At 77.6% G+C, this 26,414-nt stretch carries 23 protein-coding genes, 1 tRNA gene and 1 pseudogene; 6 read left to right on the plus strand and 19 right to left on the minus strand.

All coding sequences use genetic code 11. From position 1 onward, the window contains the following. Together ACI8AC_RS01960 and hemW are read right to left on the minus strand one after the other, a co-directional pair. Positions 1-1,109: bacteriorhodopsin (locus ACI8AC_RS01960; RefSeq protein WP_456894669.1), on the minus strand; the 1,109-nt coding region annotated here is incomplete at its 3' end. Positions 1,110-1,244: 135 nt separating this feature from the next. After that, the gene (hemW, locus tag ACI8AC_RS01965) at positions 1,245-2,465 is read right to left on the minus strand and encodes a radical SAM family heme chaperone HemW (protein ID WP_456894670.1); all 1,221 of its coding nucleotides are present in this window, start codon (positions 2,463-2,465) and stop codon (positions 1,245-1,247) included. A 48-nt stretch (positions 2,466-2,513) separates the two neighbouring features. On the opposite strand from hemW, the gene ACI8AC_RS01970 reads away from it, so the two are divergent. Both ACI8AC_RS01970 and ACI8AC_RS01975 read left to right on the plus strand, forming a co-directional pair. After that, positions 2,514-3,278 carry an enoyl-CoA hydratase-related protein gene (locus ACI8AC_RS01970; protein ID WP_456894672.1) on the plus strand — a complete coding sequence of 255 codons (765 nt, stop codon included), beginning with the start codon at positions 2,514-2,516 and terminating at the stop codon, positions 3,276-3,278. A 61-nt stretch (positions 3,279-3,339) separates the two neighbouring features. Beyond that, positions 3,340-4,281: an NAD(P)-dependent alcohol dehydrogenase gene (locus ACI8AC_RS01975; RefSeq protein WP_456894674.1), complete on the plus strand. Its 942-nt coding sequence runs from the start codon at positions 3,340-3,342 to the stop codon at positions 4,279-4,281. Positions 4,282-4,464: 183 nt separating this feature from the next. Here ACI8AC_RS01975 and selB read toward each other — a convergent pair whose 3' ends face one another. The 3 genes from selB to ACI8AC_RS01990 form a co-directional block, all read right to left on the minus strand. Continuing rightward, positions 4,465-6,240, minus strand: coding sequence for a selenocysteine-specific translation elongation factor (gene selB / locus ACI8AC_RS01980; RefSeq protein ID WP_456894676.1), 1,776 nt, complete (start codon positions 6,238-6,240; stop codon positions 4,465-4,467). Continuing rightward, positions 6,237-7,544 (minus strand): L-seryl-tRNA(Sec) selenium transferase, encoded by a 1,308-nt coding sequence (selA, locus tag ACI8AC_RS01985; protein ID WP_456894677.1) that lies wholly within the window; start codon positions 7,542-7,544, stop codon positions 6,237-6,239. The genes selB and selA overlap by 4 nt, the downstream gene beginning before the upstream one ends. Positions 7,545-7,581: 37 nt before the next feature. After that, positions 7,582-7,677, minus strand: a tRNA-OTHER gene (locus ACI8AC_RS01990). Positions 7,678-7,700: 23 nt separating this feature from the next. On the opposite strand from ACI8AC_RS01990, the gene selD reads away from it, so the two are divergent. Beyond that, a complete protein-coding gene (selD, locus tag ACI8AC_RS01995) occupies positions 7,701-8,711 on the plus strand; it encodes a selenide, water dikinase SelD (protein ID WP_456894679.1) in 1,011 nt (336 codons plus the stop codon). Here the strand turns inward: selD and ACI8AC_RS02000 are convergent. Then, positions 8,692-9,564, minus strand: a complete 873-nt coding sequence (locus ACI8AC_RS02000) for a class I SAM-dependent methyltransferase (RefSeq protein ID WP_456894681.1) — start codon at positions 9,562-9,564, stop codon at positions 8,692-8,694. The two genes, selD and ACI8AC_RS02000, sit on opposite strands and share 20 nt — an antisense overlap. A gap of 202 nt (positions 9,565-9,766) precedes the next feature. Between ACI8AC_RS02000 and ACI8AC_RS02005 the strand changes: the two genes are divergently transcribed. Together ACI8AC_RS02005 and ACI8AC_RS02010 are read left to right on the plus strand one after the other, a co-directional pair. Further along, positions 9,767-10,732, plus strand: a complete 966-nt coding sequence (locus tag ACI8AC_RS02005) for a zinc-binding dehydrogenase (RefSeq protein WP_456894683.1) — start codon at positions 9,767-9,769, stop codon at positions 10,730-10,732. Then, entirely contained in the window at positions 10,729-11,196 is a 468-nt protein-coding gene (locus ACI8AC_RS02010; protein WP_456894684.1) for an aminoacyl-tRNA deacylase, read from the plus strand. Before ACI8AC_RS02005 ends, ACI8AC_RS02010 begins: the two co-directional genes overlap by 4 nt. Before the next feature lie 39 nt (positions 11,197-11,235). On the opposite strand, the gene ACI8AC_RS02015 is transcribed toward ACI8AC_RS02010, so the two are convergent. Genes ACI8AC_RS02015 through lepA form a run of 4 tightly spaced genes read right to left on the minus strand, consistent with a single transcriptional unit; the run spans position 11,236 to position 15,699 of the window. Beyond that, positions 11,236-12,942, minus strand: a complete 1,707-nt coding sequence (locus ACI8AC_RS02015; protein ID WP_456894686.1) for an MFS transporter — start codon at positions 12,940-12,942, stop codon at positions 11,236-11,238. Between the two features lie 4 nt (positions 12,943-12,946). Further along, positions 12,947-13,648, minus strand: coding sequence for an LppX_LprAFG lipoprotein (locus ACI8AC_RS02020; protein ID WP_456894687.1), 702 nt, complete (start codon positions 13,646-13,648; stop codon positions 12,947-12,949). A 57-nt stretch (positions 13,649-13,705) separates the two neighbouring features. Then, entirely contained in the window at positions 13,706-13,858 is a 153-nt protein-coding gene (locus ACI8AC_RS02025) for a hypothetical protein (protein ID WP_456894689.1), read from the minus strand. Continuing rightward, on the minus strand, positions 13,855-15,699 hold the full coding sequence (lepA, locus tag ACI8AC_RS02030; RefSeq protein ID WP_456894691.1) for a translation elongation factor 4: 1,845 nt from the start codon (positions 15,697-15,699) through the stop codon (positions 13,855-13,857). The genes ACI8AC_RS02025 and lepA overlap by 4 nt, the downstream gene beginning before the upstream one ends. Before the next feature lie 204 nt (positions 15,700-15,903). Between lepA and rpsT the strand changes: the two genes are divergently transcribed. Beyond that, positions 15,904-16,164, plus strand: a complete 261-nt coding sequence (gene rpsT / locus ACI8AC_RS02035; RefSeq protein ID WP_456894693.1) for a 30S ribosomal protein S20 — start codon at positions 15,904-15,906, stop codon at positions 16,162-16,164. A 250-nt stretch (positions 16,165-16,414) separates the two neighbouring features. Here rpsT and holA read toward each other — a convergent pair whose 3' ends face one another. From holA to ACI8AC_RS02080, 9 genes and pseudogenes are all read right to left on the minus strand, one after another. Next, a complete protein-coding gene (gene holA / locus ACI8AC_RS02040) occupies positions 16,415-17,404 on the minus strand; it encodes a DNA polymerase III subunit delta (RefSeq protein WP_456894695.1) in 990 nt (329 codons plus the stop codon). Positions 17,405-17,672: 268 nt separating this feature from the next. Next, a pseudogene (locus tag ACI8AC_RS02045) lies at positions 17,673-19,847 on the minus strand (ComEC/Rec2 family competence protein); the annotation flags it as partial. Then, positions 19,844-20,743: a ComEA family DNA-binding protein gene (locus ACI8AC_RS02050; RefSeq protein WP_456894697.1), complete on the minus strand. Its 900-nt coding sequence runs from the start codon at positions 20,741-20,743 to the stop codon at positions 19,844-19,846. The gene ACI8AC_RS02050 and the pseudogene ACI8AC_RS02045, both read right to left, overlap by 4 nt. A 124-nt stretch (positions 20,744-20,867) precedes the next feature. After that, on the minus strand, positions 20,868-21,800 hold the full coding sequence (locus ACI8AC_RS02055) for a DegV family protein (protein ID WP_456894699.1): 933 nt from the start codon (positions 21,798-21,800) through the stop codon (positions 20,868-20,870). Between the two features lie 89 nt (positions 21,801-21,889). Continuing rightward, on the minus strand, positions 21,890-22,618 hold the full coding sequence (locus tag ACI8AC_RS02060; RefSeq protein ID WP_456894701.1) for a histidine phosphatase family protein: 729 nt from the start codon (positions 22,616-22,618) through the stop codon (positions 21,890-21,892). Further along, positions 22,615-23,187 (minus strand): ribosome silencing factor, encoded by a 573-nt coding sequence (gene rsfS / locus ACI8AC_RS02065; RefSeq protein WP_456894702.1) that lies wholly within the window; start codon positions 23,185-23,187, stop codon positions 22,615-22,617. Before rsfS ends, ACI8AC_RS02060 begins: the two co-directional genes overlap by 4 nt. Continuing rightward, the gene (gene nadD, locus ACI8AC_RS02070; RefSeq protein WP_456894704.1) at positions 23,184-23,918 is read right to left on the minus strand and encodes a nicotinate-nucleotide adenylyltransferase; all 735 of its coding nucleotides are present in this window, start codon (positions 23,916-23,918) and stop codon (positions 23,184-23,186) included. Before nadD ends, rsfS begins: the two co-directional genes overlap by 4 nt. Positions 23,919-24,022: 104 nt before the next feature. Continuing rightward, entirely contained in the window at positions 24,023-25,474 is a 1,452-nt protein-coding gene (locus tag ACI8AC_RS02075; protein ID WP_456894706.1) for a vWA domain-containing protein, read from the minus strand. Then, positions 25,474-26,361 carry an AAA family ATPase gene (locus ACI8AC_RS02080; RefSeq protein WP_456894708.1) on the minus strand — a complete coding sequence of 296 codons (888 nt, stop codon included), beginning with the start codon at positions 26,359-26,361 and terminating at the stop codon, positions 25,474-25,476. Before ACI8AC_RS02080 ends, ACI8AC_RS02075 begins: the two co-directional genes overlap by 1 nt. Positions 26,362-26,414 lie beyond the last annotated feature (53 nt).

Consider the following 26,414-nt stretch of genomic DNA (forward strand, 5'->3'; position numbering starts at 1 on the left):
ACTCCCGGGAGTCGATCTGCCGGCCGGCGAACGGCCGGACGTCCCGCCGCAGGCCGGGCGGCGCTGCCGTCGCCCGGCCCCGGTGCGGCGTGGTCGTCGTCATAGGCCGGGTCCTCGAGGGCGCTCTTCACCCGGGCGACCTTGTAGATGGCCAGGCCGTAGGCGGCCTTCGCCAGGATGTCGGCGATGCCGTACCCGGCCTGCCGGAGGACGAAGCCGTCGGCACCGCCGAAGAAGTCGCCGCCGAGCAGCGGGAGCAGGTAGGCGATCGGGTAGACGCCCCACAGCCCGACGAGGGCCAGCCGCAGCATCCGGATCGTGTGCTGCACCTGGGGCGGCTGCCGGTCGATGGACCTGGTCAGCTCGACGAAGAGCACCCACAGCAGGTAGATGAACGGGATCGTCGACAGCGTGCCCCAGAGCAGCCGCGGCCCGACCTCGGTCGTGATCTCACCCGGGTAGCCGAGGACGATCATCAGCGCCGACGCGGGGACGAGCTTCCACAGCAGCCGGCGGGCGTCGCTCTTGGCGAGGGCCATCACGGCGACCGTCTCGATCAGCAGCGGCGGGACGGTGAGCAGCCAGTCGACGTACCGGTAGACCTCGTTGAACGCGACGTTCGAGAGGACGTGCGGGCTGTCGATCGTCTCACCCGGTGGGTAGCTCTCGCGGAAGTTGTCGAAGATGCGGACGACCTCGTCCCAGGCGGCGAGCGTGCCGGAGGCGCGCAGGGCGGCGAGGACGGCGTCCTCGGCCCGCATCTCGTCCAGCCGGGCGGCGGCCCGGGCCAGGCCCCGTGCCCCCCGGCCCGCGCCGGGGACGGCCAGGCCGGCGCCGCCGGCGCCCGCGCGGCGCCGCCCGTTCCGCCGCTCGTCGTCGGCCGCCTGCCCGAGGCCCCGGGCGGCCGCGGCCGCCGCGGCGGGGTCGGTGCCGGAGAGCACGGCCTCGTGGACGGCCTGCAGCAGCGCGACGTCCTCGGGGGTGTAGCGGCGGTGCCCGCCCGCCGACCGGGCGGAGGCCACCAGCCCGTAGCGGGTGCCCCACATGCGCACCGCCGACGGGGAGACGCCGAGCCGGGCAGCCACCTCGCCGACCGACAGCAGCTCCACCGGCCGATCGTTCCACGCTCGGAGCGGCCTCCCGCACGGACCCGCGCCGAGCCACCACGGCCCCGTCCGGGGCTCGCCCCCGGCCCGCGAGGGGTGAGGGGGACGGGGTCCTTCACGGGGCAGGGTGGCCCTCGCTCAGTCGGTGAGCTCCCGGACGACGGCGTCGGCGAGCAGCCGGCCCCGGTCGGTGAGCACCGCCCGGCCGCCCTCGTGCGCCGCCGGGTCGAGCAACCCGCGGGCCACCGCCCCGGCGGCCCGCAGCCGCCCGGCCGCCGACAGCGCGGTCAGCGGCAGCCCCTCGCGCAACCGCAGCCCGAGCATCACCGTCTCCAGGGCGCGGTCGGCGTCGTCGAGCAGCTCGCTGTCCTGCACCGGGCTCTCCCCGCGCAGCAGCCGGCCGGCGTGGGCGGCCGGGTGCTTGACGTTCCACCAGCGCAGCCCGCCGACGTGGCTGTGCGCGCCCGGGCCGATCCCCCACCAGTTGGCGTTGGCCCAGTACAGCTCGTTGTGCCGGCAGCGGGCGGCCTCCGAGCGGGCCCAGTTGGAGACCTCGTACCAGTCGAAGCCGGCGCCCCGGAGGGTGGCGTCGGCCTGTTCGTAGCGGTCGGCGAGGACGTCGTCGTCCGGCATCGGCAGCTCGCCCCGGGCCACGCGCCGGGCCAGGCGGGTGCCCGGCTCGACGATGAGCGAGTAGGCGCTGACGTGGTCGACCGGGGCGGCGAGGACGGCGTCGAGCGAGGCCGCCCAGTCGGCGTCGGTCTCCCCCGGCGTGCCGTAGATCAGGTCGAGGTTGACGTGCTCGAAGCCGGCCCCGCGGGCCTCCCGGGCGGCCTCGACCGCCCGGCCGGGGGTGTGCCGGCGGTCGAGGACGGCGAGCACGTGCTCGGCGGCCGACTGCATGCCCAGGCTGATCCGGGTGAACCCGGCCGCGCGCAGCCGGGCCAGGCCCGCGGGGGTGACCGTCTCGGGGTTGGCCTCGGTGGTGACCTCGACGTCGTCGGCGACGGGGAACAGCGCGCGGATGCCGTCGAGGACGGCGGCCAGGTCGTCGGCCGGCAGGAGCGTCGGGGTGCCCCCGCCGACGAAGACGGTCGAGACCGGAGGCCGGTCGGGCCCCAGCAGGTCGGCGGCCTGGCGCAGCTCGGCCAGCACCGTGCCCGCGTACTCGGCGCGGGCGGCGCCGGGTCCGAGCTCCTCGGCGGTGTAGGTGTTGAAGTCGCAGTAGCCGCAGCGGGTGGCGCAGAACGGCACGTGCACGTAGAGCCCGAACGGGGTGCCGGCCAGGCCGGCGCGGGCGGTGACGGGGAGCTCGAAGGCCCGCGCGGGCGGGTCCGTGAGGGGCAGGGTGGTGCTCATCTGCTCCCAGTGTGCCGCGCCGGCGGGAGGCCGGGCAGGATCCCTCCCGTGGCCGACGACGACCGGGTGCTGCAGGTGACCGTCTCGCACGGGGTGGCGACGCTGACGCTGGACTCCCCCGCCAACCGCAACGCGCTCTCGCGGGCGATGCGGGCCCGGCTGCGCGCGGCGCTGGCCGACGCGCTGGCCGACGACGCGGTGCGGGTGGTGGTCCTCGACCACACCGGCCGGGTGTTCTGCTCGGGGATGGACCTCTCCGAGGCCGCCGGGGGTGCCGCCGAGGACCAGGGCGTGCACGAGTTCCCGGAGATCCTGGAGACGGTGTGGCGGGCGCCCAAGCCGGTGGTCGCCGCCGTCCGCGGACCGGCCCGCGCCGGCGGGGTCGGGCTGCTGGCCGCCTGCGACGTGGTGGTCGCGGCCGAGTCGGCGACGTTCGCGTTCTCCGAGGTCCGCCTCGGGATCGTGCCGGCGGTCATCTCGGCGGTCGTCCTGCCGCGGATGGTGCCGCACGTGGCGCACCGGCTGATGCTGACCGGGGAGGTCTTCGAGGCCGCGGAGGCGCTGGCCGGGGGGCTGGTCGACCGGGTCGTCGCCGGGGACGCGGTGGACGAGGCCGTCGAGGCCCAGACCCGCGCGCTGGCGGCGGGCGCGCCGGCCGCGCTGGCCGAGACCAAGCGGCTGCTGCGGGCCGGCGGGCTGCGCGGGTCCTTCGACGAGCTGCTCGCGACCTCGGCGCGGTTCTTCGCCTCCGAGGAGGGGCAGGAGGGCATCGCCGCCTTCCGCGAGAAGCGCCCGGCCCGCTGGGTGCCCTGACGGCGGGCGGCCGGACCGGGAGAGGAGCCGCGGTGCCGGTGGGGGTTGCGGGGTCCACGACGTGAGGGCGGTCCGCCTGCACGGGGTGCGCGCCCGCGAGGTGCGCCTCGACGAGGTCCCCGCTCCCGGCGCCCCCGCCGGCGACCGGCTGCTCGTCCGGGTCTCCGCCTCGAGCATCAACGGCACCGACCTCCGGCTCGTCCGGGGCGCCGTGCCCGTCACCGCCCTGCGCGGCCCGCTCACCCTCGGCTTCGACGTCGCCGGCGAGGTCGCGGCCTGCGGCCCGGCCGTGACCTCGTTCGAACCCGGGGACCGCGTGCTCGGGCTGCTCGACCACGGCGGCGGCGGCCAGGCCGACGAGGTGGTGGTCCCGCAATCGCGGGTCGCGCTGCTGCCCCCGACGGTCGAGCCGGCGGACGCCGGCGCCCTCCCGCTCGCCGGCCTCACCGCGCTGCAGGCCCTGCACGGCGCCGCGGCCGTGCACACCCGCCGGTCCCCCCGGGTCCTCGTCGTCGGCGCGGCCGGCGGCATCGGGTCCTACGCGGTCCAGCTGGCCGGGCTGGCCGGCGCGCACGTCACCGCCGTCGCCCGGCGCGGGGACCTCGCGTGGCTGCGGGACCTCGGCGTCGACGAGGTCGCCGACCGGGACGACGGCCCCCTGCCGGGGGACGGGGAGCGGTGGGACGTCGTCCTGGACACCCCCGCGGTCCTCCGCTTCGCCGAGGTCCGTCCGCACCTGACCGCGGACGGCGTCCTGGTGAGCACGAACCCGCTCTCCCCGGACGTGCTGCACGCGCTGCCCGACGCGGCCCGGCGGGGCGGCCGTCCCCGTTTCGCCGCGGTGCGCACCCGGGCCCGGCCGGCCGACCTCGCCCGGCTCGCCCGGCTGGTGGCCGCGGGGCGGCTGCGGGTCCCGGTGACCGACCGCGTCCCGCTGGCCGGTGCCGCCGCGGCCTACGACGGCCGGGGCGCGGGGCGGGGCAAGGTCGTCGTCACCCCGTGACCCCGGAGCCGGTCAGCCCCGCAGCGACCGCGTCCAGGCGCCGGGCAGGGCGGTCCCGGGGGCCTGACCGCCGGGAGCGCACCTGAGCCGGTGCCCCCACCCGTCCTCCGTCTCTGAGTGCCATGGCACTCAGAGACGTAGGTGGCCGGACCCGACACCACGGGCCGGCCGCGGCCGCCCGCACTACCGCAGCCGGCGCGTGCTGTCCGGCAACCGCTGGGTGACGCCGCGGGCGTCGAGCCACTCCATGAGCGGGACGGCGACCCGCCGCGTGGTGCCCCAGGCCGCGCGGGCCTGGCTGAGCGTGAACGGTGCGGGGACGCCGACCAGCCGCTCCCGGGCCACCGCCTCGACCCCCGGCGCCAGGTAGACGCCCTCGGAGATGCGCACCAGCTGCCCGTCGCGGACCGCGGCGGCCAGCTCCCGAGGGCCCAGCCCGGCGGCGGCCAGGTCCCCGGCCTCGGGGGCGGCGAACGGGTCGGCGGCCAGCCGGGCCCGGATGCCGTCGACCGCGGCCTGCACCTCGGGCGGAAGCCCGGCGGTGGCCGCCACGACCCGGCCCTCCCGCAGGGCCAGCGGGGGCCGGACCGCGACCGGGACCAGCTCGGGGGCGGGCAGCTCCAGCGCGCGCTGCACCACGGCCACCGGCGGGCCGGGCTCCAGCGGGCGCAACCGCCGGTAGCGGGTCACCACGTCCGGCAGGGCGGTCGCGAGCTCGTCGGGCAGGCCGGGGGCGAGCAGCCACGGCCCGACCTGCGCGGCGCCCTCCGGCACCGGCCAGCCCATCGCGGTGAAGTCGGCGGTGCGGACGACGCGGCGCCGGGCCAGCTCGGCCGCCGCCCCCGCTGCCCCGCCCGGCCGGGCGGAGAGCTCCGCGGCACGAGCCCGCGCGGCCCCGCGGCGGCGCAGCTCGGGCGGGTCGACGTCGCGCACGTCGGCGCCGACCACCCGGCGGGCACCGGGGTCGCGCAGCAGCAGCCGGTCCCCCACGCGCAGCGGCAGCGGGCCGGCCAGCCGCAGCCGCACCGCCGCGCCGTCCAGCGGGCGGGTCCGGGCCGCCACGGCGGCCGAGCCCACGTGCACCACCACCTCGGCCGGCAGCCGCGCGTCGTCCGCCGACCCCCATCCGCCCCCGGCCAGCAGGACGTCGGCGTCGGAGGTGGCGCGGAAGGCCCCGGGGGTGAGCAGCGCGCTCCCGCGGGCGAGGTCCTCGACCGCCACGCCGCGCAGGTTCAGGGCCACGCGGGCGGTCGCCTCGGCGCGGTCGACCGGCTCCCCCAGCGACTGGACACCGCGGACGGCCACCTCCCGGTCCCCCAGGAGCAGCCGGTCCCCGGCGGCGACCCGGCCGGCGGCCAGCGTGCCGGTGACCACGGTGCCGGCGCCGCGGATCGGGAAGGCCCGGTCCACCCACAGCCGGACCGGCGCGGCGCGGTCGGGTGCGGGCAGGCCGGCCAGGAGGCCCTCCAGGGCCGCCGCGACCTCCGGGACGCCCCGGCCGGTGGCCGCGCTGACCGCCACCCCGGGGACCTCCCCCATCCTGGTCGCGGCCAGCCGCTCCCGCGCGTCGGCCAGCACCGGCGCGGGATCGGCCAGGTCGGCCTTGGTGACCGCCAGCAGCGCGTGCCGCACGCCGAGGGCGTCGAGGACGGCGACGTGCTCGGCCGTCTGCGCCGACCAGCCGTCGTCCGCGGCGACCACCACCAGCGCCGCCGGGACCGAGCCGACCCCGGCGAGCATGTTGCCGACGAACCGCTCGTGCCCGGGGACGTCGACCACCGCCAGCCGGCGACCCGAGGGCAGCGTCGTCCAGGCGAAACCGAGGTCGATGGTCAGCCCCCGGCGGCGCTCCTCCTCCCACCGGTCGGGCTCCATGCCCGTGAGCGCCCGCACCAGCGTGGACTTGCCGTGGTCGACGTGGCCGGCGGTGGCGATGACGTCCATGCCGGGCCCGCTCACGCCCACCGGGCCACCCCCAGCACGGCGGCGGCCAGGCAGTCGTCGGCCGCGGGCGGCACGCTGCGCAGGTCGAGCAGCGTGCGGTCGCCGGCGACGTGGCCGACGACCGGGGGCGTGCCCCGGCGCAGCGCCTCGGCGTAACCCGGGGGCAACGAGACCGCGGCGCTGGGCAGCGGCTGCTCGGGCGCCCCGCCCCCGCCGACCCGCGCCCGGGAGCCCACCGCCACCGCGTCCACCCCGGCCGCGGACAGCCGCGCGGCCAGCGTCTCGGCCCGGCGGCGCAGCGCGGCCTCGTCGGCGGCGAGCATCTCCTGCACCGGCGGCAGCGGCCCGCGCAGGGTGGCCTCCAGCGCGGCCAGGGTCGTCTTGTCGACCCGCAGCGCCCGGTAGAGCGGGTGCCGGCGCAGCCGCTGCACCAGGTCGGCGCGGCCCAGCACCAGCCCGGCCTGCGGGCCCCCGAGGAGCTTGTCCCCGCTGGCCAGGACGAGGTCCGCGCCGTCGGCCAGGGTGCTCTGCAGGTCCGGCTCGTCGGGCAGCACCGGGTGCGGCCGCAGCAGGCCCGAGCCGACGTCGGCGACCAGCGGCACCCCGTCGCCGTGCAGCGCCCCGGCGAGCTCGCGCACCGTGACCGACCGGGTGAACCCGCGGACGACGAAGTTCGACGGGTGCACCTTGAGCGCGGCGCCGGTCCCCTCGTGCACCGCGTCCCGGTAGTCGTCGAGCGTGACCCGGTTCGTCGTCCCCACCTCGCGCAGGCGGGCGCCGGTGGCCTCGAGCAGCTCGGGGATGCGGAAGCCGTCGCCGATCTCGACCAGCTCGCCGCGGGCGATGACCAGCTCACCGCCCAGCGCCGTGGCGACCAGCGCCAGCGCGGCGGCGCAGTTGTTCACCACCAGCGCGGCCTCCGCCGCGGGCACCGCCGCGAGCAGCGCGGCCAGCGCGCCCTCGCCGCGCGGGCCGCGGCGGCCGGTGCCCAGGTCGAGCTCGACGTCGGTGGTGCCGGCGGCGGCCGCCACCGCCTCCACCGCCGCGGCCGACAGCGGGGCGCGGCCGAGGTTGGTGTGCACGAGGACCCCGGTGGCGTTGAGGACCGGCCGCAGGGACGCCGCGGTGCCGGGCAGCGCGGCCACCACCGCGGCGACGGCGTCCCCCGGCGCGACCGCACCCTGCCGGATCCGCTGCTGCACCTCCTGGACGGCGGCCTTCACCAGGTCCCGGCCCAGCCGGTCGGCAGCGGCCACCAGCTGCGGGTCGGCGAGCAGCGAGTCGGTGCGGGGCACCTGCCGCCGCGGGTCGGCGCTCATCGACCGGAGCGTAGGCGCCGACCCGCGGGCGGGTGGTTGGCGGAGGCGGACGGGAATCGAACCCGCCTGACCGAGCTGCTCGGCCACGTCGGCTTTAGAGGCCGCGGGGGCCACCAGGCGCCCTGACGCCTCCACCGCCCAGCCTACGGTGGGGCGGTGACCACCGCGCCCGCCAGGATCCGGCTCACGCAGTACGCGCACGGCGGGGGGTGCGCCTGCAAGATCCCGCCCGGCGAGCTGGAGGACGTCGTCGCCGGGCTCACCGCCGCCGGCCCGCGGAACCCGGCCGCCGAACTCGTCGTCGGGCTCGACGACGGGGACGACGCCGCCGTCGTGCGCACCGCCGGTGGTCAGGGGCTGGTGCTCACCACCGACTTCTTCACCCCGGTCGTCGACGACGCGCACACCTTCGGCCGGATCGCCGCGGCCAACGCCCTCTCCGACGTCTACGCGATGGGCGGCACCCCCGTGGTGGCGGTCAACCTGCTCGGCTGGCCGCGCGACGTGCTGCCGGCCGAGCTCGCCGCCGAGGTCCTGCGCGGCGGGCTGGAGGTCGCGCAGGAGGCCGGCTGCCACGTGGGCGGCGGCCACTCGATCGACGACCCCGAGCCCAAGTACGGCATGGCGGTCACCGGCGTCGTCGACGTCGACCGGGTGATAACCAACTCCGCGGCCGCCGCCGGGACGGCGCTGTCGCTGACCAAGCCCCTGGGGGTCGGCGTGCTCAACAGCCGGATGAAGGCCACCGGCGAGGTGAGCGAGGAGGCGGTGGCCTCGATGACGGCGCTCAACCGCGACGCCGCGCTGGCCGCGGTGGCGGCCGGGATCCGCGCGGGCACCGACGTCACCGGCTTCGGCCTGCTCGGCCACCTGCACAAGATGGCGCGGGCCAGCGGGGTGACCGCGGTGGTCGACGCGGCCGCCGTCCCCTACCTCGCCGGGGCGCGGCGGGCGCTGGCCGACGGCCACGTCTCCGGCGGCACCCGGCGCAACCTCGACTGGGTGCGCCCGCACGTGGACCTCGCCGCGGTGGACGAGCACGAGGCGCTGCTGCTGGCCGACGCGCAGACCTCCGGGGGGCTGCTGCTGGCCGGGGAGGTGCCGGGCGCGCCGGTGATCGGCGAGTTCGTGCCGCGGCAGGGGGATCTCACCGTCGTCGTGCGGTGACCAGCCAGGCGGCCGCCGCCAGCAGCACGCCGTCGGGCGTCTCGTGCCCGGCGAGCGCCGCCCGCAGCTCCTCGAGGGCCACCCGGCGGGTGTCGCCGTCGAGGCCGGCGAGCAGGCCCCGGACCGGGCCCAGCCCGGCGACGAACCCGAACGCGTCGCCGACGTCGGCGCCCAGCCGCACCACCCCCGGCAGCGCGGTGAGGTCGACCGCCGCGAACCCGGCGGCGGCGAGGACACGGCGCACGTGGCCCGCGTCGGCCAGGCCGAACGGCCCGGCCGCGTCGTTCGGGGGCTCGGGCAGCGGGCGGCCGGCGGCCAGCGTCCGGCGGATGACGAGCAGCCACTCGTTGCGGGCGAGCGGCTGCCAGGCCAGCAGCGCCAGCCGCCCGCCGGGCCGCAGGGCCCGCGCGACGTTGGCGAAGCCGGCCACCGGGTCGCCGAAGAACATCGCGCCGAAGCGGCTGATGGCGACGTCGAACGCCGCGGGGTCGAAGGGGTGCACCTGGGCGTCGGCCCACACGAACGTCGTGTTCGCCAGCCCGGCCGCCGCGCTGCGCCGGCGGGCCTCGGCCAGCAGGGGGGCCGACACGTCGACACCGGTCGCGTGCCCGGCCGGCGCCGCGCGCGCCGCGGCGCGGGTCGAGGTGCCGGCCCCGCAGCCGACGTCGAGGACCCGGTCGGCCGCGGAGATGCCGGCAGCCCCGGCCAGCGCCGGGTCGAACGCCGCCGAGGCCGCGTCGAAGCGGTCGGCCCGCGCCGCCCAGTCCTGGCCCTCCGCGCCGTTCCAGGCCGCAGCCATGTCGGCGTTGCGGGCGTCGATCAGCGGGGCCTGCTGAGGTGTCGGCGCGGTCATCGCCGTCTCCCGTCGGGGCGGGTGCCACTGTCCCCCGGATCGTCCCGCCCGGGAGGGTGCCCGCCCATCCCCCTGCGCGCGGGATCCCGCCCCGGCACGCCACCGGGAGCCCTCGCCCGGGGACCCCGGCGGCGGGTCCGGCCGGGCCGGCGCCGCCCCGGTCGCGGTGCGACCCGGAGGGTGGCAGTGACATAGTCCCGGCATGCTCGCTGCCTTCGTCTCGACGCCCGCCCCGGAGGACCCCCTCTCCGTCCTGGAGGTGGGCGAGCGTCCCGACCCCGAGGCACCCGACGGCTGGACGACGGTCCAGGTGCGGGCGGTCTCCCTCAACCACCACGACCTGTTCAGCCTGCGCGGGATCGGCCTGCCGGCGGAGCGGATGCCGATGGTCCTCGGCACCGACGCCGCCGGCCTCGACGAGGACGGCAACGAGGTCATCGTGCACGGGGTGGTGGCCAGCCCCGGGTGGACCGGCGACGAGACGCTGGACCCCAGGCGGAGCCTGTTCTCCGAGCTGCACCAGGGGACGATGGCCGAGCGGGTCGCCGTCCCCCGGCGCAACCTGGTGCCCAAGCCGGCCGAGCTGTCCTTCGCCGAGGCCGCCTGCCTGCCCACCGCCTGGCTGACCGCCTACCGGATGCTGTTCGTGAAGTCCGGGCTGCGGCCGGGCGCCACCGTGCTGGTGCAGGGCGCCAGCGGCGGCGTGGCCACCGCGCTGATCGCGCTCGGCCGGGCGGCCGGCTACCGGATCTGGGTCACCGGCCGCAGCGAGGAGAAGCGCGCGGCGGCCCTCCGGCTGGGCGCCGAGCAGGCCTTCGAGACCGGCGCCCGGCTGCCGGAGCGGGTGGACGGCGTCATGGAGACCGTCGGCGAGGCGACCTGGGGCCACAGCGTCAAGTCGCTCAAGCCCGGCGGCGTCATCGTCACCTCCGGCGCCACCACGGGTTTCAACCCGGGCGCCGAGCTCAACCGGGTCTTCTTCACCCAGCTGTCGGTGATCGGCTCCACCATGGGCACCCGCGAGGAGCTCGAGTCGCTGGTCCGGATGTGCCTGGTCACCGGCGTCCGCCCGCTCATCGACGTCGAGCTGCCGCTCGCGGAGGCGCGGGAGGGCTTCGAGCGCATGCTCGAGGGGCGGACGGCGGGCAAGATCGTCTTCACCCCGTGAGCGAGGGCCCGGTCGACCGGGTGCTGGCCGCGCTGCGGGAGGCCGGGGTGCCGGTCGAGGTCCGGCGCCTCCCCGAGCCGGTGCCCACGGCCGCGGCCGCCGCGGCGGCGCTCGGCTGCCCGGTGGCCGCCGTCGCCAACAGCCTGGTGTTCGACGCCGACGGCGAGCCGCTGCTGGTGCTCACCAGCGGCGCCCACCGGGTGGACACCGGCAGGGTCGCCGCCCTGGTCGGTGCCCGCCGGGTGCGCCGGGCGACGCCGGGGTTCGTGCTCGCCGCCACCGGCCAGGAGGTCGGCGGCGTGGCTCCGGTCGGCCACCCGGCGCCGCTGCGCACCGTCGTCGACGCCGACCTGGCCGGCCACCCGCTGCTGTGGGCCGGCGGCGGGGACCACCGGACGATGCTCGGGCTCTCCTACGCCCACCTGCTCCGGGCCACCGGCGGCACGGAGGCCGCCGTCGCCTGACCCGCGGCGCGGGTGCACCGGTGGCCCCGTGGCCGGACGTCAGGGCCGCGGGCGGCTCCCGAGCTGCGGCGCCCGGAGCAGGAGCAGGGAGGACACCGCGGCCAGGGCCGCCGCGACCGCCGCGCCCGCGAACACGGTGTGCAGCTGGGTGAGGACGGCGGCATCGAGCGCCGCGTCGTAGGCCGGGCAGTCGGCCGGGGTCTGCGGGCACAGCGTCACCGGGGAGCCGATGGCCGCCACCTCGGCGGTGAACCGGCGCAGCGCGACCGCCGTGAGCAGCGACAGCCCGACCAGCATGCCGACGGTGCGCGCCACGACGGCCAGGGCGCTGGCGCTGCCGTGCACCTCGGGCCCGGTGACCGCGAGCAGCACCGCGGTGACCGGGGCGATGGCCAGGCCGAACCCGAGCCCGGCGGCCAGGAGCACGACTGTCGACCAGCCGCCGTCCAGGGACCGCTCGTCCCAGCGCGTCATCGCCGCCAGCGCCAGCGCGGTGAGCGCCGTCCCGGCCGCCGCGACCGCGCGGGGCGGCACGTGCCGGCACAGCCAGCCGCCGGCGACCGCGCCCACCGGGACGGCCACGAGCAGCCGCAGGAGCACCAGCGCGGCGCCGAGCTGGTCCCCCGGGGTCGTGGTGGCCCGCGCGAACAGCGGGACGTCGACGAGCGCGGCCACCAGCGCTGCGCCGACCAGCAGGTTGACCAGCAGCGCACCCCAGGCCCCGGCCGGCCGCAGCGCCCGCAGCGGGAGCACCGGCGCCGGCGCCCGCCGCTCGTGCAGCACGAACAGGACGGCGGCGGCCGCCGCGACGGGCAGCAGCACCGCGCCGTGCGCCACCACCTCGGTGGCCGGGTCGGCCGCGGCGAAGGCCCACACGAGGCTGCCGAGCGCGACGACCACCAGCGCGGAGCCCAGCAGGTCCACCTCGGCGGCCAGCCGGCGCAGCCCCCGCAGCGGCAGCACCGCCCCCGCGGGCACCGCGAGGCTGCGGGCGACCAGGGCCGCCCCGGCGACGGCGGCGACGACGTGCAGCGGCGTCGCCGGCCCGGCGACCGGGACCCACAGCAGCCCGACCGTGACGTCGCCGGCCAGCGCCTCCGGCTCGGCCAGCTGCAGGCCCAGCGCGGCGGCGGTGACCGCGGCGAGGGCGAGCCCGGCGGGGTCCGGCCCGCGACCGCGGCCGGTGAGGACGGCGCCGGCCGCCAGCCCCAGGCCGAGCAGCAGGTTGAGCCAGAAGATCGCCCGCCAGTCGGCCACCGCGAGCACCGCCGCGCCGGCGAGCGGGCCGAGCACGGCGCCGGCCTCCTGCACCGCGCCGACGACCCCGAGCGGCACGGCCCGCCGCTCGGGTGGCCAGCGGTCGGCGACCAGCGCCAACGTGGCCGGTACCAGCCCGCCCGCCCCGACGCCCTGCAGCCCGCGTCCGGCGACCGCGGCGCCCAAGCCGTCGGCGCTCGCGGTCAGCAGCGAGCCGAGGGCGAACAGCAGCAGGCAGCCCACGAGCACCGGCGTCCGCCCGCGCAGGTCGGCCAGCCGGCCCAGCAGCGGCAGGGTGGCGGTGTAGCCGAGCAGGAAACCGCCGATGATGGGCGTCGCGCGCTGCAGTTCGTCGACGCCGACGCCGACCCCGGTCAGGATGTCGGGCAGCGCGAGGACGACGACGTAGGTGTCGGCGGCGGTGACGAGCACCGCGAGCGTGGCCAGGACGACGAGGGGCAGCCCGGGGACGGCGGCCCGCTCGCGCACCGGGTCAGCCGGTCGGCGGCGCGGTGATGTCGACATCGGCCCCGTAGTCGCGCAGCTCGAGGGTGTAGACGCCGTCCTCGCCCTCGGCGGTGAAGAACGGCCCGACCAGCTCGGCGCTGCGCAGCTCGCCGGTCTCCGGGTCGATGGCCAGCCGTGCGTCGACCGGGCGGCGGGGGTCCTGGGTGGCGAGGACCTGCTCGACCAGGCCGCCGGGCAGGCTCGCGGTCACCTCGCGCACCACGGTGCCCTCGACCCGCCGCTCCTCGCTGAGCTCGGCGTTCTCCGCGCCGGCGAGCAGCTGGGTGATGCCGGTGTCGGGGTCGAGCAGGGTGCCGGGGTCGCCGAAGCCGAAGTCGGCCGGGTCGACCTCGGTGAACCCGCTGGTGAAGGGCAGCTCGGCCCAGACGGTGCCGTCGACGCTGACCACCGGGAGGTCCAGCGTCGTCCCGGCGGTGCGGACCTGCAGCGTGCCGGAGAAGGACGCCGGCCGGGCGATGTCCCCCTCGCCGCCGACCAGCGCGGTGCCCGCCGCGGGCGCACCCTCGCTGGTGAGCACGAAGTGCACGCTGTCGGTCTCCTCCAGCGTGGTGCGGGCCTGCTCCAGCAGCCCCTCGGCCGTCACGGCGGGCTCGTCGCCCCCGCAGCCGGCGAGCAGGGCCAGGCCGGCGAGCGCCAGCAGCCCGGCGCCCCCTCGGTGCTTCGGCATGGATCCCCCTCCGGTCCGCCGGGCCGCATCCCGGGCGGACAGTAGCGCCCGGTCCGCTCAGCCGAGGGCGGCGGTGCGGGCGGCGAGCCGCGCGTCCGGCTCCGGCCGGTCCCCGCGCGGGAGGAACTCCGGCGGCGGGACCGCGTCGGGCAGCCGGTGCAGGTCGGCACCGGGTACGCGGACGGCGAGCAGCTGCCCGGCCGGGTTCACTTGCCGGTCTTCGCGGAGTCCGCGTTGGACAGCGCGGCGACGAAGGCCTCCTGCGGCACCTCGACCCGGCCGACCATCTTCATCCGCTTCTTGCCCTCCTTCTGCTTCTCCAGCAGCTTGCGCTTGCGGCTGATGTCACCGCCGTAGCACTTGGCGAGCACGTCCTTGCGGATGGCGCGGATGGTCTCGCGGGCGATGACCCGGGAGCCGACGGCGGCCTGGATGGGCACCTCGAACTGCTGCCGCGGGATCAGCTCGCGCAGCTTGCCGGCCATCATCACGCCGTAGCCGTAGGCCTTGTCCTTGTGCACGATCGCGCTGAACGCGTCGACGGCCTCGCCCTGCAAGAGGATGTCGACCTTGACCAGCTGCGACTCCTGCTCGCCGGCCTCGGCGTAGTCCAGGCTGGCGTAGCCGCGGGTGCGCGACTTCAGCGCGTCGAAGAAGTCGAAGATGATCTCGCCGAGCGGGAGGGTGTAGCGCAGCTCGACCCGGGACTCGGAGAGGTAGTCCATGCCCGTGAGCGACCCGCGGCGGCTCTGGCAGAGCTCCATGATCGTGCCGGTGTAGTCGCTGGGCGCGATGATCGTGGCGTTCACGATCGGCTCGAAGACCTTGTCGATCTTGCCCGCCGGCCAGTCGCTGGGGTTGGTGACGGTGTGCTCGGTGCCGTCCTCCATGACCACCCGGTAGACGACGTTGGGGGCGGTGGAGATGAGGCTGATGCCGGCCTCGCGCTCGAGCCGCTCCCGGACGATCTCCAGGTGCAGCAGGCCGAGGAAGCCGACGCGGAAGCCGAAGCCCAGCGCCGCGGAGGTCTCCGGCTCGTAGACCAGGGCGGCGTCGTTGAGCAGCAGCTTGTCCAGCGCCTCCCGCAGCAGCGGGTACTCGCTGCCGTCGATCGGGTAGAGGCCGGAGTAGACCATGGGCTTGGGGTCGCTGTAGCCGCCGATCGGCTCGGCGGCCGGCTTGTGCTGCAGCGTGACGGTGTCGCCGACGCGGGACTGGCGGACGTCCTTCACCCCGGTGATGAAGTAGCCCACCTCACCGACGCCGAGGCCCTCGACCGGCTTCGGCTCCGGTGAGATCACGCCGATCTCCAGCAGCTCGTGCGTGGCGCCGGTGGACATCATCTTGATCCGCTCGCGGCTGGCGATCCGCCCGTCGACCACCCGGACGTAGGTGATGACGCCGCGGTAGATGTCGTAGACGCTGTCGAAGATCATCGCCCGGGCCGGGGCGTCGGCGTCGCCCTCCGGCGGCGGGATCTGCGCGACGATCGCGTCGAGCAGCTCCGGCACGCCCTCACCGGTCTTGCCGCTGACCCGCAGCACGTCGCCGGGGTCGCAGCCGATGATGTGCGCGATCTCGGCGGCGTACCTCTCCGGCTGCGCGGCCGGCAGGTCGATCTTGTTGAGCACCGGGATGATCGCGAGGTCGTTCTCCAGCGCCAGGTACAGGTTGGCCAGCGTCTGGGCCTCGATGCCCTGGGCGGCGTCGACCAGCAGGACGGCGCCCTCGCACGCCGCCAGCGAACGGGACACCTCGTAGGTGAAGTCGACGTGGCCCGGGGTGTCGATCATGTCCAGCACGTACTCGGTACCGGCGTGCTCACCGGTGCGCGGGCTCCAGGGCAGCCGCACGTTCTGCGCCTTGATGGTGATGCCGCGCTCGCGCTCGATGTCCATCCGGTCGAGGTACTGCGCCCGCATCTGCCGCGCCTCGATGATCCCGGTGACCTCGAGCATCCGGTCGGCCAGCGTCGACTTGCCGTGGTCGATGTGGGCGATGATGCAGAAGTTCCGGATGCGGGCCGGGTCGGTGAAGGCGGGAGTCGTCACAGTGCTCCCATCGTCCCACGGGTCGGGGTGTCGTCCAGTCGCCGGCGCCGGTCGCGTGCCGTCCCGCGCACGGCGGGCCCGCGCTCGGGGCTGGGCTTGGGGTGCCGCTCGCGACGCTGGTATCTTGGCAGACCGGTCCGCTGGCGCACGCCGTCCGGACGCACTGTCAGACTTCCTCTCCTTCGAGACACCCGAGGCTCACGCGTGGCGAACATCAAGTCCCAGATGAAGCGGATCAAGACGAACGAGAAGCGCCGTCAGCGCAACGTCGCCGTCAAGTCCGCCCTGAAGACGCACGTCCGGCGCTTCCGCACGGCCGCCGACACCGGGGACGCCGCCGCCGCCCAGGAGGCCATGCAGCAGGCCGTCAAGGCGCTCGACAAGGCCGCCAGCAAGGGCATCATCCACAAGAACCAGGCTGCCAACCGCAAGTCCGGCATGGCGCACCGCATCGCCGGCCTCTGAGCCGCCCTGCCGCGCCCACCGGCGCGGCCGGTCGAACGGAGCCCCCTCCCCTCGTGGGACGGGGCTCCGTTCGCGTTCCGGGGAACGGGGCCGGGCGTCCCCGCTGCGCCGGGGAGGGGCGGCGGGCCCGGGCCGGGCGTCCCCGCTGCGCCGGGGCCGGTCGGCGGGCCGGGGCCGGTCGGCGGGGCCGGCCGGGTCCGGGCCACCCCCGGCGGCCGGTCGGCCGGGTCCGGGCTGCCCCGGAGGCCGGTCAGCCGCGGCCGGAGCGGGTGGCCGCCCGGATGGCGACGATCCGCCGGACGGCGCTCTCCAGCGCGTAGTCGGCACTGGCGGCGGCGCCCTTGACGCCGGCGTTGAGCTCGGCGGCCACGCCGATGGCCTGCTGCAGGCCCTCGATGCTCCACCCCCGTGCCTGCTGCTGGGCCTTGCGGACCTTCCAGGGCGGCATCTTGAGGGTCCGCGCGAGGTCGGCCGCGTTCGTGTTGCGCAGCGAGGTGACCCGCGCGGCGGTGCGCACCCCGTCGGCGATGGCGTCGGCGATGAGCACGTGCGCCACCCCCCGCTGCAACGCCCAGCGCAGCATCTCCAGCGACCCCTGGTGGTCGCCGACGAGCACCTTCTCGGCCACGGTGAAGCCGCTGACCTCGGCCTGGCCGCGGTGGAAGCGGGCCACGGCGTCGGCGTCGACGGCGCCCCCGAAGTCGGAGACGAGCTGGCCGGCGGCCGAGGAGAGCTGGCGCAGGTCGGCACCGACCGCCTCGACGAGCGCCGTCGCGGCGTCCGGGGTGATCCGGCCGCCGGCCGTCCGCACCTCGTTGCGCACGAACGCGATCCGGTCCCCGACCGAGCTGACCTTGGGGCACTCGTCGACGGCGGCACCGGCGGCCACGAACGCCTTGACCAGGGCCTCGTTGCGCTTCCCGCCGTGGTGCACGACGACCAGGGTCAGCTCGGGGTCGGGGTCGCCGAGGTAGGAGGTCAGCGCATCGACGAGTGCGGTCGCGGCCTCGTGCACCCCGGTGACGACCACGAGGCGGTGCGCGCCGAACAGGGAGGGAGCGAGCACGTCGGCCAGCTGCCCGACCGGTAGCCCCTGGGCGGCGAGCTCGTGCAGCTCGGCGTCGGGGTGGCGGTCGAGCACGGCGGCGCGGACGGCGGAGACCGCCCGGGCGCGCAGCAGCTCCTCCTCGCCCACGACCGCGCGGAGCCGGGAGGTCGGGGCGGGGGGTGCGGCGGCCACCCCGGCATGGTGCCACGCGACCCCGACGGTCCCCGGGCACCGGCCGGACCGCGCCGGCTCCCACCGGGGCCGCTCCCCGGGGGTCGGCGCTGCCGACCGCGGCCGCTCCCCCGCGGCCCGCCACGCCCCACTGGTCGGCGGTCCCGGCGACGGCCAGGTCGCCCTGCAGGTCGGTGCGGTGGACGACCATGCCGAGCTGCGCCAGCCAGGTGAGCAGCCGCGGGGCGGGGTGGCCGTAGGTGTTGTCCGCCCCCACCGAGACCAGCGCGGCGCGGGCGCCCGTGGCGGCGAGGAACGCCCGGTCGGCGTCCGCGCTGCCGTGGTGCGGCACCTTGAGCACGTCGGCGCGCAGGTCCACCCCGCGGGCGTGGAGGCGGGCCTCCGCCTGCGCGCTCAGGTCGCCGGTGAGCAGGACGCGGACGCCGTGCTGGGTCACCCGGACCACGAGGGACAGGTCGTTGGCCGTCGCCGTCGCCGTCGCGATCTCCGGCGGCGGGGCCAGCACCTCGACCTGCGCGGTCCCGACCGTGCGGCGCTGCCCGGGCACCAGCTCCGCGCGGGTCCCCACCCCGGCCCGGCGCAGGACCGCCGCCAGCTGACCCGTCCGGTCCTCCGCCGGGGAGAGCGTCCCGGTCGCCACCTCACCGACCTGCCGGCCCGACAGCGCACCGGCCAGGCCGCCCACGTGGTCGGCGTCGAGGTGGGTCAGCAGCACGAGCGGCAGCCGGTGGATGCCGAGCCGGTGCAGGCACCCGTCCACCGCGGCGACCTCGGCACCGGCGTCGACCAGGATCCCCGCTCCCGGGCCGGTGGGCACGACCAGCGCGTCACCCTGACCGACGTCGCAGGCCACGAGCACCGTCTGCGCGGGGGGCCACCCGCGGGTGACCTGGCGCAGCGGCCAGCCGAGCAGGACGACCCCCAGCAGCACGGCCAGGGCGAGCGCCCGCGCGCGGGGGTAGCGCCACAGCAGTCCTCCGGCGGCGAGCAGCAGCACGGTGAGCAGGACCGCGCCGCGGGTGCCGGCCGGCCACGCCGCGGCGCCGTCGGGCACGGCGGCGGCCTGCTCCGCCACGAGGACCAGCCAGCGGACCGGCCACCCGGCCAGCCAGGTGAGAGCGTCCCCCGCCGGGGTCCAGACCGCGCCCGCCACCGCGGCCAGCAGGCCGAGGACGGTCGCCGGCGGCACCGCCGGCGCGGCCAGCAGGTTGGCCGGCAGGGAGACCGGGCTGACCAGACCCGACAGCCCCGCCACCAGGGGCGCCGTGGCCAGGCCGGCCGCCGCGGCGACGGAGAGCGCGTCGGCCGCGGGCCGGGGGCACCCGCGCCGGTGCAGGCGGCGGGACCACCCGGGTGCGAGCAGGACGATGGCCCCGGTCGCCACCACGGACAGCGCGAAGCCGGCGTCCCGCGCCAGGGCGGGGTCGGCGAGCAGCAGGACGACCACCGAGCCCGCCAGGGCCGGCACCGCGGCCCGGGACCGACCGGTCGCCAGCGCCACCAGGGACACCGCGCCCATGGCGGCCGCGCGGACCACGCTGGCGGTCGGGCGGGCCAGCAGCACGAAGCCGACCAGCCCGGCCACGGCGACGAGGGCCTGCACCCTCCGGTCGACCGCCCGTCGACGCAGCGGCGCCAGCAGCCCGGCCAGGACGATCGCCACGTTCGCGCCGGACACGGCGGTGAGGTGCGACAGCCCGGCGCGCCGGAAGTCCTCGCGGAGCACCGGGTCCATCGCCCGCGTGTCGCCCACGACCAGGCCCGGCAGCAGCCCGCCGGCCCGGTCGTCGAGCACCCGCGCCGCCGAGCCGGCCAGACCGTCCCGCAGCCCGCCGGCGATCCGCTGGGCCGTCGGTGGTGGACCGAGGAGGACGGGCGGGCCCCGGGCCGAGACCCGGGCCACCAGGCCGTCGGTCGGGTCGGCCCGGGCGACCCACGCCCGTACCCGGAGCGGCTGCCCGGGCAGCAGGCCCAGCCAGCCCTCGGCCGGGGCGAACAGCACGACGGCGTCCGCCGTCCGCGTGCGCCTCCCGGCGTCCTCCACGGCGGTGACCGTCGCATCGGCGGCCACCCGGGCCGCCCCGGGGCCGCCCACCGGGCGGGGGTCCCCGTCCAGCTCGAGATCCACGGTCACCGCCCCCCCGGCACCGGCCACGGCCGTCAGCGGGGAGGCCTCCCGCGCGCCGGCGCGCACCGCGGCCGTGGCCGCCGTGACCGCCACCGCGGCGAGCACCCCCAGCACGACGGCGGCCGCCGCACCTCGGCGCCGGGACACCAGGACCCCCGCGGCGACCGCCCCGGCCGCGGCCACCCACGTCACGGGTGGGGGCAGAGCCGGCGCGAGGAGCGAGCCGGCCCAGACGGTGCCCGCCGCCGGGACCAGGCGCAGGTCGACCCAGCTCCAGCGCTCGGGGGTGGACGTCTCGGGCGTCCCCTTCCTCACACGCGCACCAGCGGGGCCAGCTCGGCGTAGGTGGTCGGCCCGATGCCCGGGACGTCGTCCAGCTGCTCGACCGAGGTGAACCGGCCGTGCTGGGTCCGGTGGTCGACGATGCGCCCGGCCAGCACCGGACCGATGCCCGGCAGGGCGTCGAGGTCGGCCGCGGTGGCCGCGTTGAGGTCCACCGGGGACGCCCCACCCGCCCCCGCCGCGGCCGGCTCGCTGCCCGCACCGGCGCCGACCCCGGGCACCCCGACGGCGATCTGCTGCCCGTCGGACAGCACGGCCGCGAGGTTGACCGACGCCGGGTCGGCCTCCGGGAGGAGGCCCCCGGCGGCCGCCACCGCGTCGGCGACACGGGCACCGGCCGGCAGGCTCACCAGGCCCGGCCGGGCGACCTGGCCGACCACCGACACCACCACCGCGCCGTCCGTGCCGGCGGCCTCGTCGACGGCGGGGGTGGCGGGTTCCGCGGCCGGCGCGGCCGGCGGGGAGGCCGACGGGGCCGGGCTCACGGCAGCGGCGGCCCCGGTCACCGGCTCCACCCGCGGGCGGTCCAGCCAGGTCCAGACCGCGACCGCCAGGGCCGCCACCAGGCCGGCCACCCACAGCGACCGCGCTCCCCGCCGGCCGGGGTCCAGCCGGACGGCCGTCCCGGGCGACCGGTGCCGGCCGAGCCCGCCGGGCAGGGCGGGTCCGTCGTCGGTGGCCTCCTCCCGAGCGGACCAGCGGGGAGCGCCCTCGCCACCGGCCCCGTCCGGGTCCTCGTCGACGTCCGCATCGCGGGTCGGCGCCTCCCCCGGGACCCAGCCGGGCGGCGGGCGTTCCTGCTCGAGCAGGGCACGCAGCCGGGCGCGGATGACGTCGGCGTCCTCGTCGCGGCGGGTGGTCAGGCGCACGCAGCGGACGCTAGGCAGCGCCGCCCGGACCGGCGCCGGTCAGCGCACGTCTGTGGACGGGGGCCCGGGCTGTGGACGGCGCGCCGGGCGCCGGGGCCGGGCCGGGCAGGGTGGCCCGGTGCCCTCAGGACCGCTCCTCGTCCCCCCTGCCGTCCTCTTCCTCGCCGGGCTGCTGCGCGGGCGGCCGCGGGTCCGTCTCCTCGACCGGCTCGGTCGCCGGGGCCACCACCACCCCCACGGCGCCCGGGCCGACGTGGGCACCGATGGCGGCACCGAGCTCGCTGAGGTGGCACGCCCGCAGCCGCGGCAGCCGGGTGCGCAGGTCACCGGTCAGCCGGGCGGCGCGCTCGCGGGCGGCCAGGTGGTGCACGGCCACCGCCACCGGGTCCTCCCCGGCCTCCGCGGTCGCGAGCTGCACCAGCCGGGCCAGCGCGCGGGCCGACGTCCGCACCTTCTCCAGCGGTCGCACCCGCCCGTCGACGACGTGCAGGAGCGGCTTCATGGCGAGCGCGGTGCCGATCATGGAGGCGGCGGAGCCGATCCGCCCGCCCCGGCGCAGGTGCTCGAGGGTGTCGACGACGAAGAAGGTGCGGGTGCGGGCGGCGGTGTCCCGGGCCGCGGCGGCGACCTCCTCGGCCGTGCCCCCGGAGGCGGCCACCCGGGCCGCGGCGAGCACCGCGAACCCGTTGCCCATCGCGGCCGAGCGGGAGTCGACGACCGTGACCACGTGCTCGCCGACCTGGGCCGCGGCCAGCCGAGCCGCGTTGACGGTCCCGGAGAGATCGGCCGACAGGTGCACCGAGACGATGCGGTCGGCACCGGCGGCCAGCCGGCGCCGGTAGGCGGCGACGAAGTCCCCCGGCGTCGGCCGGGAGGTCGAGACCTGCTGCCCGCGGGTGGTCAGTGCCCGCGCCACGTCGGCGGGCCCGATGTCCTCGCCCTCGCGGCCGGACCGGCCGGTGGTCACGACGTACAGCGGCACCACCTCGATGGCGTGCGCGGCGACCAGCTCGGCGGGCAGGTAGGCCGTGGAGTCGGTGACCACGGCGACAGACACCGGCCGAGGCTAGCCCGTGCGCGACCCCCTCGGATCCGGCCGGGCCGCAGGGACCCCCCGGCGGGGTGGCCGACCCGTCGGCGGGGAGCTCAGGTGACCGCGTCGGCGTCCTGGACGGCGCCGGCGGCGCCCTCCTCCGGGCTCGCGCCGGCCTGCAGCGGCCCGCGTCCGGGCGTTCCCCCCGGTGCCGGGTCGGGCAGGGGCGGGGCGGCCGTGTTGTGCCGCAGCAGTCGCCACCGCTCGCTCTGGAAGGCCAGCTCGCTCCAGGCGCAGTTGGCCAGGGGGCCGAACAGCCTGCGGTGCTCGGGGCCCAGCCCCAGGAGCGCCTCCATCAGCCGGGCCGCCGTCCCGCCGTGGGTCACGACCACCGCGACCTGGGCCTCGGGCAGGTCGCGCAGCGCGGCGAGCGCACGGCGCGGGACCTCGGCGACGTCCTCCCCGCCGCGCCCGCGCACCGGGTGCCCGGCGAGCCAGTCGGCGTACTGCTCGGGGTACCGGTCGGCGACCTCCTGCCGGGTGAGGCCCTCCCACGAGCCCATCCCGTGCTCGCGCAGCCGGGGGTCGAGCCGCAACGGGACACCGAGCGCCTCGGTGAGGGCGGTGGCGGTCGACCGCGCCCGGTCCAGGTCGCTGGAGACCACCACGGTCGCGTCCGCGGGGAGCCCGTCGGCGGCCAGGTGCGCGGCCGCGGCGGCGGCCTGGCGCCGTCCCTGCGCGTCCAGCGGCGGGTCGAGCTGGCCCTGGAACCGGCCGGTCGCGTTCCACTCGGTGCGCCCGTGCCGCCAGACCAGCAGCCGCGGGACGGGCAGCGGTGTCACCGGCCGGCCGCCTCCGGGCCCGGGGCGGCCCCGGGACCGTCGCCGCCCCCGGACGCGGTGGGCTCCGGGGCGAGGGGGGTGGGGTCGGCGCTGCCGGGGTCGACGTCGTCGGCGGACAGGGTGCCCGCGGGTGAGGTGGTGGCGGGCGGTGTGGTGGCGGGCGGTGTGGTGGCGGGTGATGTGGTGGCGCTCGCACCGCCGTCCGGAGCGGAGGCGTCCACGAAGGGGATGGTCGGGCAGTCCTTCCACAACCGCTCGAGCGCGTAGTAGGCCCGCTCCTCGGTGTGCTGGACGTGCACCACCACGTCGACGAAGTCCAGGAGCACCCAGCGGGCCTCGGCGACGCCCTCGCGCCGCACGGGCTTCACGCCGTGGGCGCGCAGCCGGTCCTCCACCTCGTCGACGATCGCCTGCACCTGCCGCTCGTTGGGGGCCGAGGCCAGGACGAAGGCGTCGGTGATGGCCAGGCGGTCGCTGACGTCGACGATCGACACGTCCGTGGCCAGCTTGTCGCTGGCGGCCTGCGCGGCCAGCAGGGCGGTCTCGCGCGCCTCGGCCGAGGCGGTCATCGGGGTACCTCCTGGAGATCGGGGGACGGCGGGTCTGCGACCGGGCCGTTGCCGGCCGGCGGCCGGTCGTAGGGCCGGGCCCCGGCACCCGCGCCGTCGGCGGGTCCTGCGGGCCGGCCCTCGGGCAGGGGCCGTGGGCCGGCGGCCCTGCGGTAGAGCCCGCGCTTCTCGATGTACTGGACGACGCCGTCGGGGACCAGGTACCAGACCGGCATGCCGCGCCCGACCCGGTCCCGGCAGTCGCTGGAGCTGATCGACAGCGCGGGCACCTCCACCAGGCTCACCGTCCCCTCCGGCAGGTGGGAGTCGCCGAGGTCGAACCCCGGCCGGGTGACACCGATGAAGTGGGCCAGCGAGAAGCACCGGTCGCTGTCCCGCCAGCTGAGGATCTGGGAGAGCGCGTCCGCGCCGGTGATGAAGAACAGCTCGTCGTCCGGGCGCTGCCGCTGCAGGTCGGTGAGGGTGTCGATGGTGTAGGTGGGGCCACCGCGGTCGATGTCGACCCGGCTGACCGAGAAGCGGGGGTTGGAGGCCGTGGCGATCACCGTCATCAGGTACCGGTCCTCCGCCGGGCTGACCTCGCGGTCGCTCTTCTGCCACGGCTGCCCCGTGGGCACGAAGACGACCTCGTCCAGCCCGAACAGGCTGGCGACCTCGCTGGCCGCCACCAGGTGCCCGTGGTGGACCGGGTCGAACGTCCCACCCATCACCCCGACCCGCCGTCCTGTCACCGATCGAGCGTATCCGCCGGTCGCCGACCGGGCGGCCGGGCCCGGGCCCGGCCGTCCCCCGCCGGGGGCGGGCAGCATGCGGCGGGACCCCGGTGGTCGACCGGCTACAGCGTCGTGACGAAGTCGGCGAGCTGGGCGGCGTTGCGGCACTCGACCATGTCGACCACCTCGCCGTAGCGGTCGGCCGCCGAGTCACCGCTCCCCCACAGCCGGCGCGGCTCCGGGTTGAGCCAGTGCGCCGTGCGGGCCCGCTGCACCAGGTCGCCGAGCACGGGCAGGCCGGGCTGGCGGTAGTTGGTCCGCCCGTCGCCGAGCACCAGCAGCGAGGTCTTGGGGCCGACGGCGGTGGGCCACCGGTCGGCGAAGACCTCGAACGCGGTCCCGTAGTCGCTGTGCCCGTCGAAGCCCACGACGGCGGCCTCCCGGCCGATCCGCTGCACCGCGTCGGCCACGTCGGCCCCGGGGCGGAAGAACCGGGTGACCTCGTCGGTGGTGTCGACGAAGGCGAAGGCCCGCACCCCGGAGAAGTGCTCGCGCAGCGCCTGCGTGAGCATCAGCGTGAAGTGGCTGAACCCGGCCACCGAGCCGCTGACGTCGCAGAGCACCACCAGCTCGGGCTTGTGCACCTTCCGCGGCCGGTGGTGGGTCACGACCGGGACGCCGCCGGTGCCCAGCGAGGCGCGCACGGTGCGCCGGAAGTCCAGCCGGCCCTCCCGCCCCATCCGCCGGCGCGCCGAGAGCCGCACCGCCAGCCGCCGCGCCAGCGGGGCCACGGTGCGGCGCAGCTCGGCGAGGTCGGCGGCCTGGGCGCGCAGGAAGTCGACCTGGTCGGCCAGCGGGCGGACGGCGTTCGCAGCGACCCGGTCGCGGCCGCGCTCGGCCGCCGTCCGCCGCCGGACCTCGGCCTCCACCGCGGCCCGGAAGGCCGCCAGCCGCTCGCGCACCGTCTGGCGGGCCACCTGCTCGGCCAGCCCGCCGCGCTCGCCGTCGCCGAGCAGGCCGGCCAGCAGCTGCGCGACCAGGGTGTCCGGCGACAGCGCGCGCATCACCCGGTAGCTGAAGAACGACTGGCCCGACGGCGACGGGGTGGCCCGGCCCAGCTGGTCGACGACCAGCCGGGCGAACCGGCGCAGCGCCTCCTCGTCCCCGTCGAGCAGCAGCCGGGCCAGCTCGGCGCGCATCAGCTCGGCGAGGTCGGCGCCGTCCGGGACGTCGAGCGTGGACTCCCCCGCCGCACCGGCCTCCGCGTCCTCCTCGCCCGGCGGCACGTCGGGCCGGTCGCCCAGCGGCCACCAGAGGTCGAAGAGGACGTCGTAGGCCGGTCGCTGGGCGGCCCGCTGCAGCAGGACCGCGGCCAGCCCGTGGCGCAGCTGCTCGCGGTCGAGCAGGTCGACGGCGGTGAGGATCTCCGCGGCGTCGACGGCCTGGCTGATCCCGACCGGGATGCCGGCCTCGCGCACCGCGCGGACGAACCCGTCGAGGTGACCGGCGAGCCCGCCGGGCTCCGGCGCCGGCGACGCAGCGGGGGACGCGGCGGGCGACGCTGCGGCGGCCATCAGTTCAGCCGCAGCTCGGCCGCGGCCCGCTCCTGGTCGCTGGCGTGCTTGAGAACCACGCCGAGCGTCGAGCGGACCGCCGCCTCGTCCAGGGTGTCCAGGCCCAGCTCCAGCAGCGTCTGCGCCCAGTCGAGCGTCTCGGAGATCGACGGCGACTTCTTCAGCTCCAGGGCCCGCAGCGCGCGGATGGTGCGCACGAGCTGCTCGGCCAGCCCCGCGGCGAGGTCGGGCACCCGGGAGAGCACGATCTCGCGCTCCCGCTCGGCCGAGGGGTAGTCCAGCGCCAGGTAGAGGCAGCGCCGCTTGAGCGCCTCGGACAGCTCCCGGGTGGCGTTCGAGGTGAGCACCACCATGGGCCGCCGGGTCGCGGTCACCGTGCCGAGCTCGGGGATGGTGACCTGGAAGTCGCTCAGCACCTCCAGCAGCAGCCCCTCGACCTCGACGTCGGCCTTGTCGGTCTCGTCGACCAGCAGCACGGTCGGCTCGGTCCGCCGGATCGCGGTCAGCAGCGGCCGGGAGAGCAGGAACTCCTCGCCGAAGATGTCGTCGTGGACGGTGCCCCAGTCGGCGCCCCCGTCACCCTGCGCCGCCTGGATCCGCAGCAGCTGCTTCTTGTAGTTCCACTCGTACAGCGCCCGGGCCTCGTCGAGGCCCTCGTAGCACTGCAGCCGGATCAGCTCCGACCCGGTCGCCGCGGCCAGCGCCTTGGCCAGCTCGGTCTTGCCGGTACCGGCCGGCCCCTCCACCAGCAGCGGCTTGCCCAGCCGGTCGGCGAGGAAGACCGTCGTGGCGATCTGCGCGTCGGGCAGGTAACCGGCCGTGGACAGCCGCTTGCCGACGTCGGCGACCGAGGAGAACTGCGGGGACTGCGACGGGGGGCGGGGCATGCGGCTCCGATCGGGACGGCGGGGTGCGTCAGCGGCGGGTGCGCCCGGTGGCC

Source organism: Geodermatophilus sp. SYSU D00758 (assembly GCF_054049955.1).

What these genes read in the sequence shown, in the direction of transcription:
- hemW (WP_456894670.1), bottom strand. Translation starts at nt 2,465, where the DNA reads ATGAGCACCACCCTGCCCCTCACGGACCCGCCCGCGCGGGCCTTCGAG.
- selA (WP_456894677.1), bottom strand. Translation starts at nt 7,544, where the DNA reads ATGAGCGCCGACCCGCGGCGGCAGGTGCCCCGCACCGACTCGCTGCTC.
- ACI8AC_RS02000 (WP_456894681.1), bottom strand. Translation starts at nt 9,564, where the DNA reads ATGACCGCGCCGACACCTCAGCAGGCCCCGCTGATCGACGCCCGCAAC.
- ACI8AC_RS02005 (WP_456894683.1), top strand. Translation starts at nt 9,767, where the DNA reads ATGCTCGCTGCCTTCGTCTCGACGCCCGCCCCGGAGGACCCCCTCTCC.
- ACI8AC_RS02020 (WP_456894687.1), bottom strand. Translation starts at nt 13,648, where the DNA reads ATGCCGAAGCACCGAGGGGGCGCCGGGCTGCTGGCGCTCGCCGGCCTG.
- rsfS (WP_456894702.1), bottom strand. Translation starts at nt 23,187, where the DNA reads ATGACCGCCTCGGCCGAGGCGCGCGAGACCGCCCTGCTGGCCGCGCAG.
- ACI8AC_RS02075 (WP_456894706.1), bottom strand. Translation starts at nt 25,474, where the DNA reads ATGGCCGCCGCAGCGTCGCCCGCCGCGTCCCCCGCTGCGTCGCCGGCG.
- ACI8AC_RS02080 (WP_456894708.1), bottom strand. Translation starts at nt 26,361, where the DNA reads ATGCCCCGCCCCCCGTCGCAGTCCCCGCAGTTCTCCTCGGTCGCCGAC.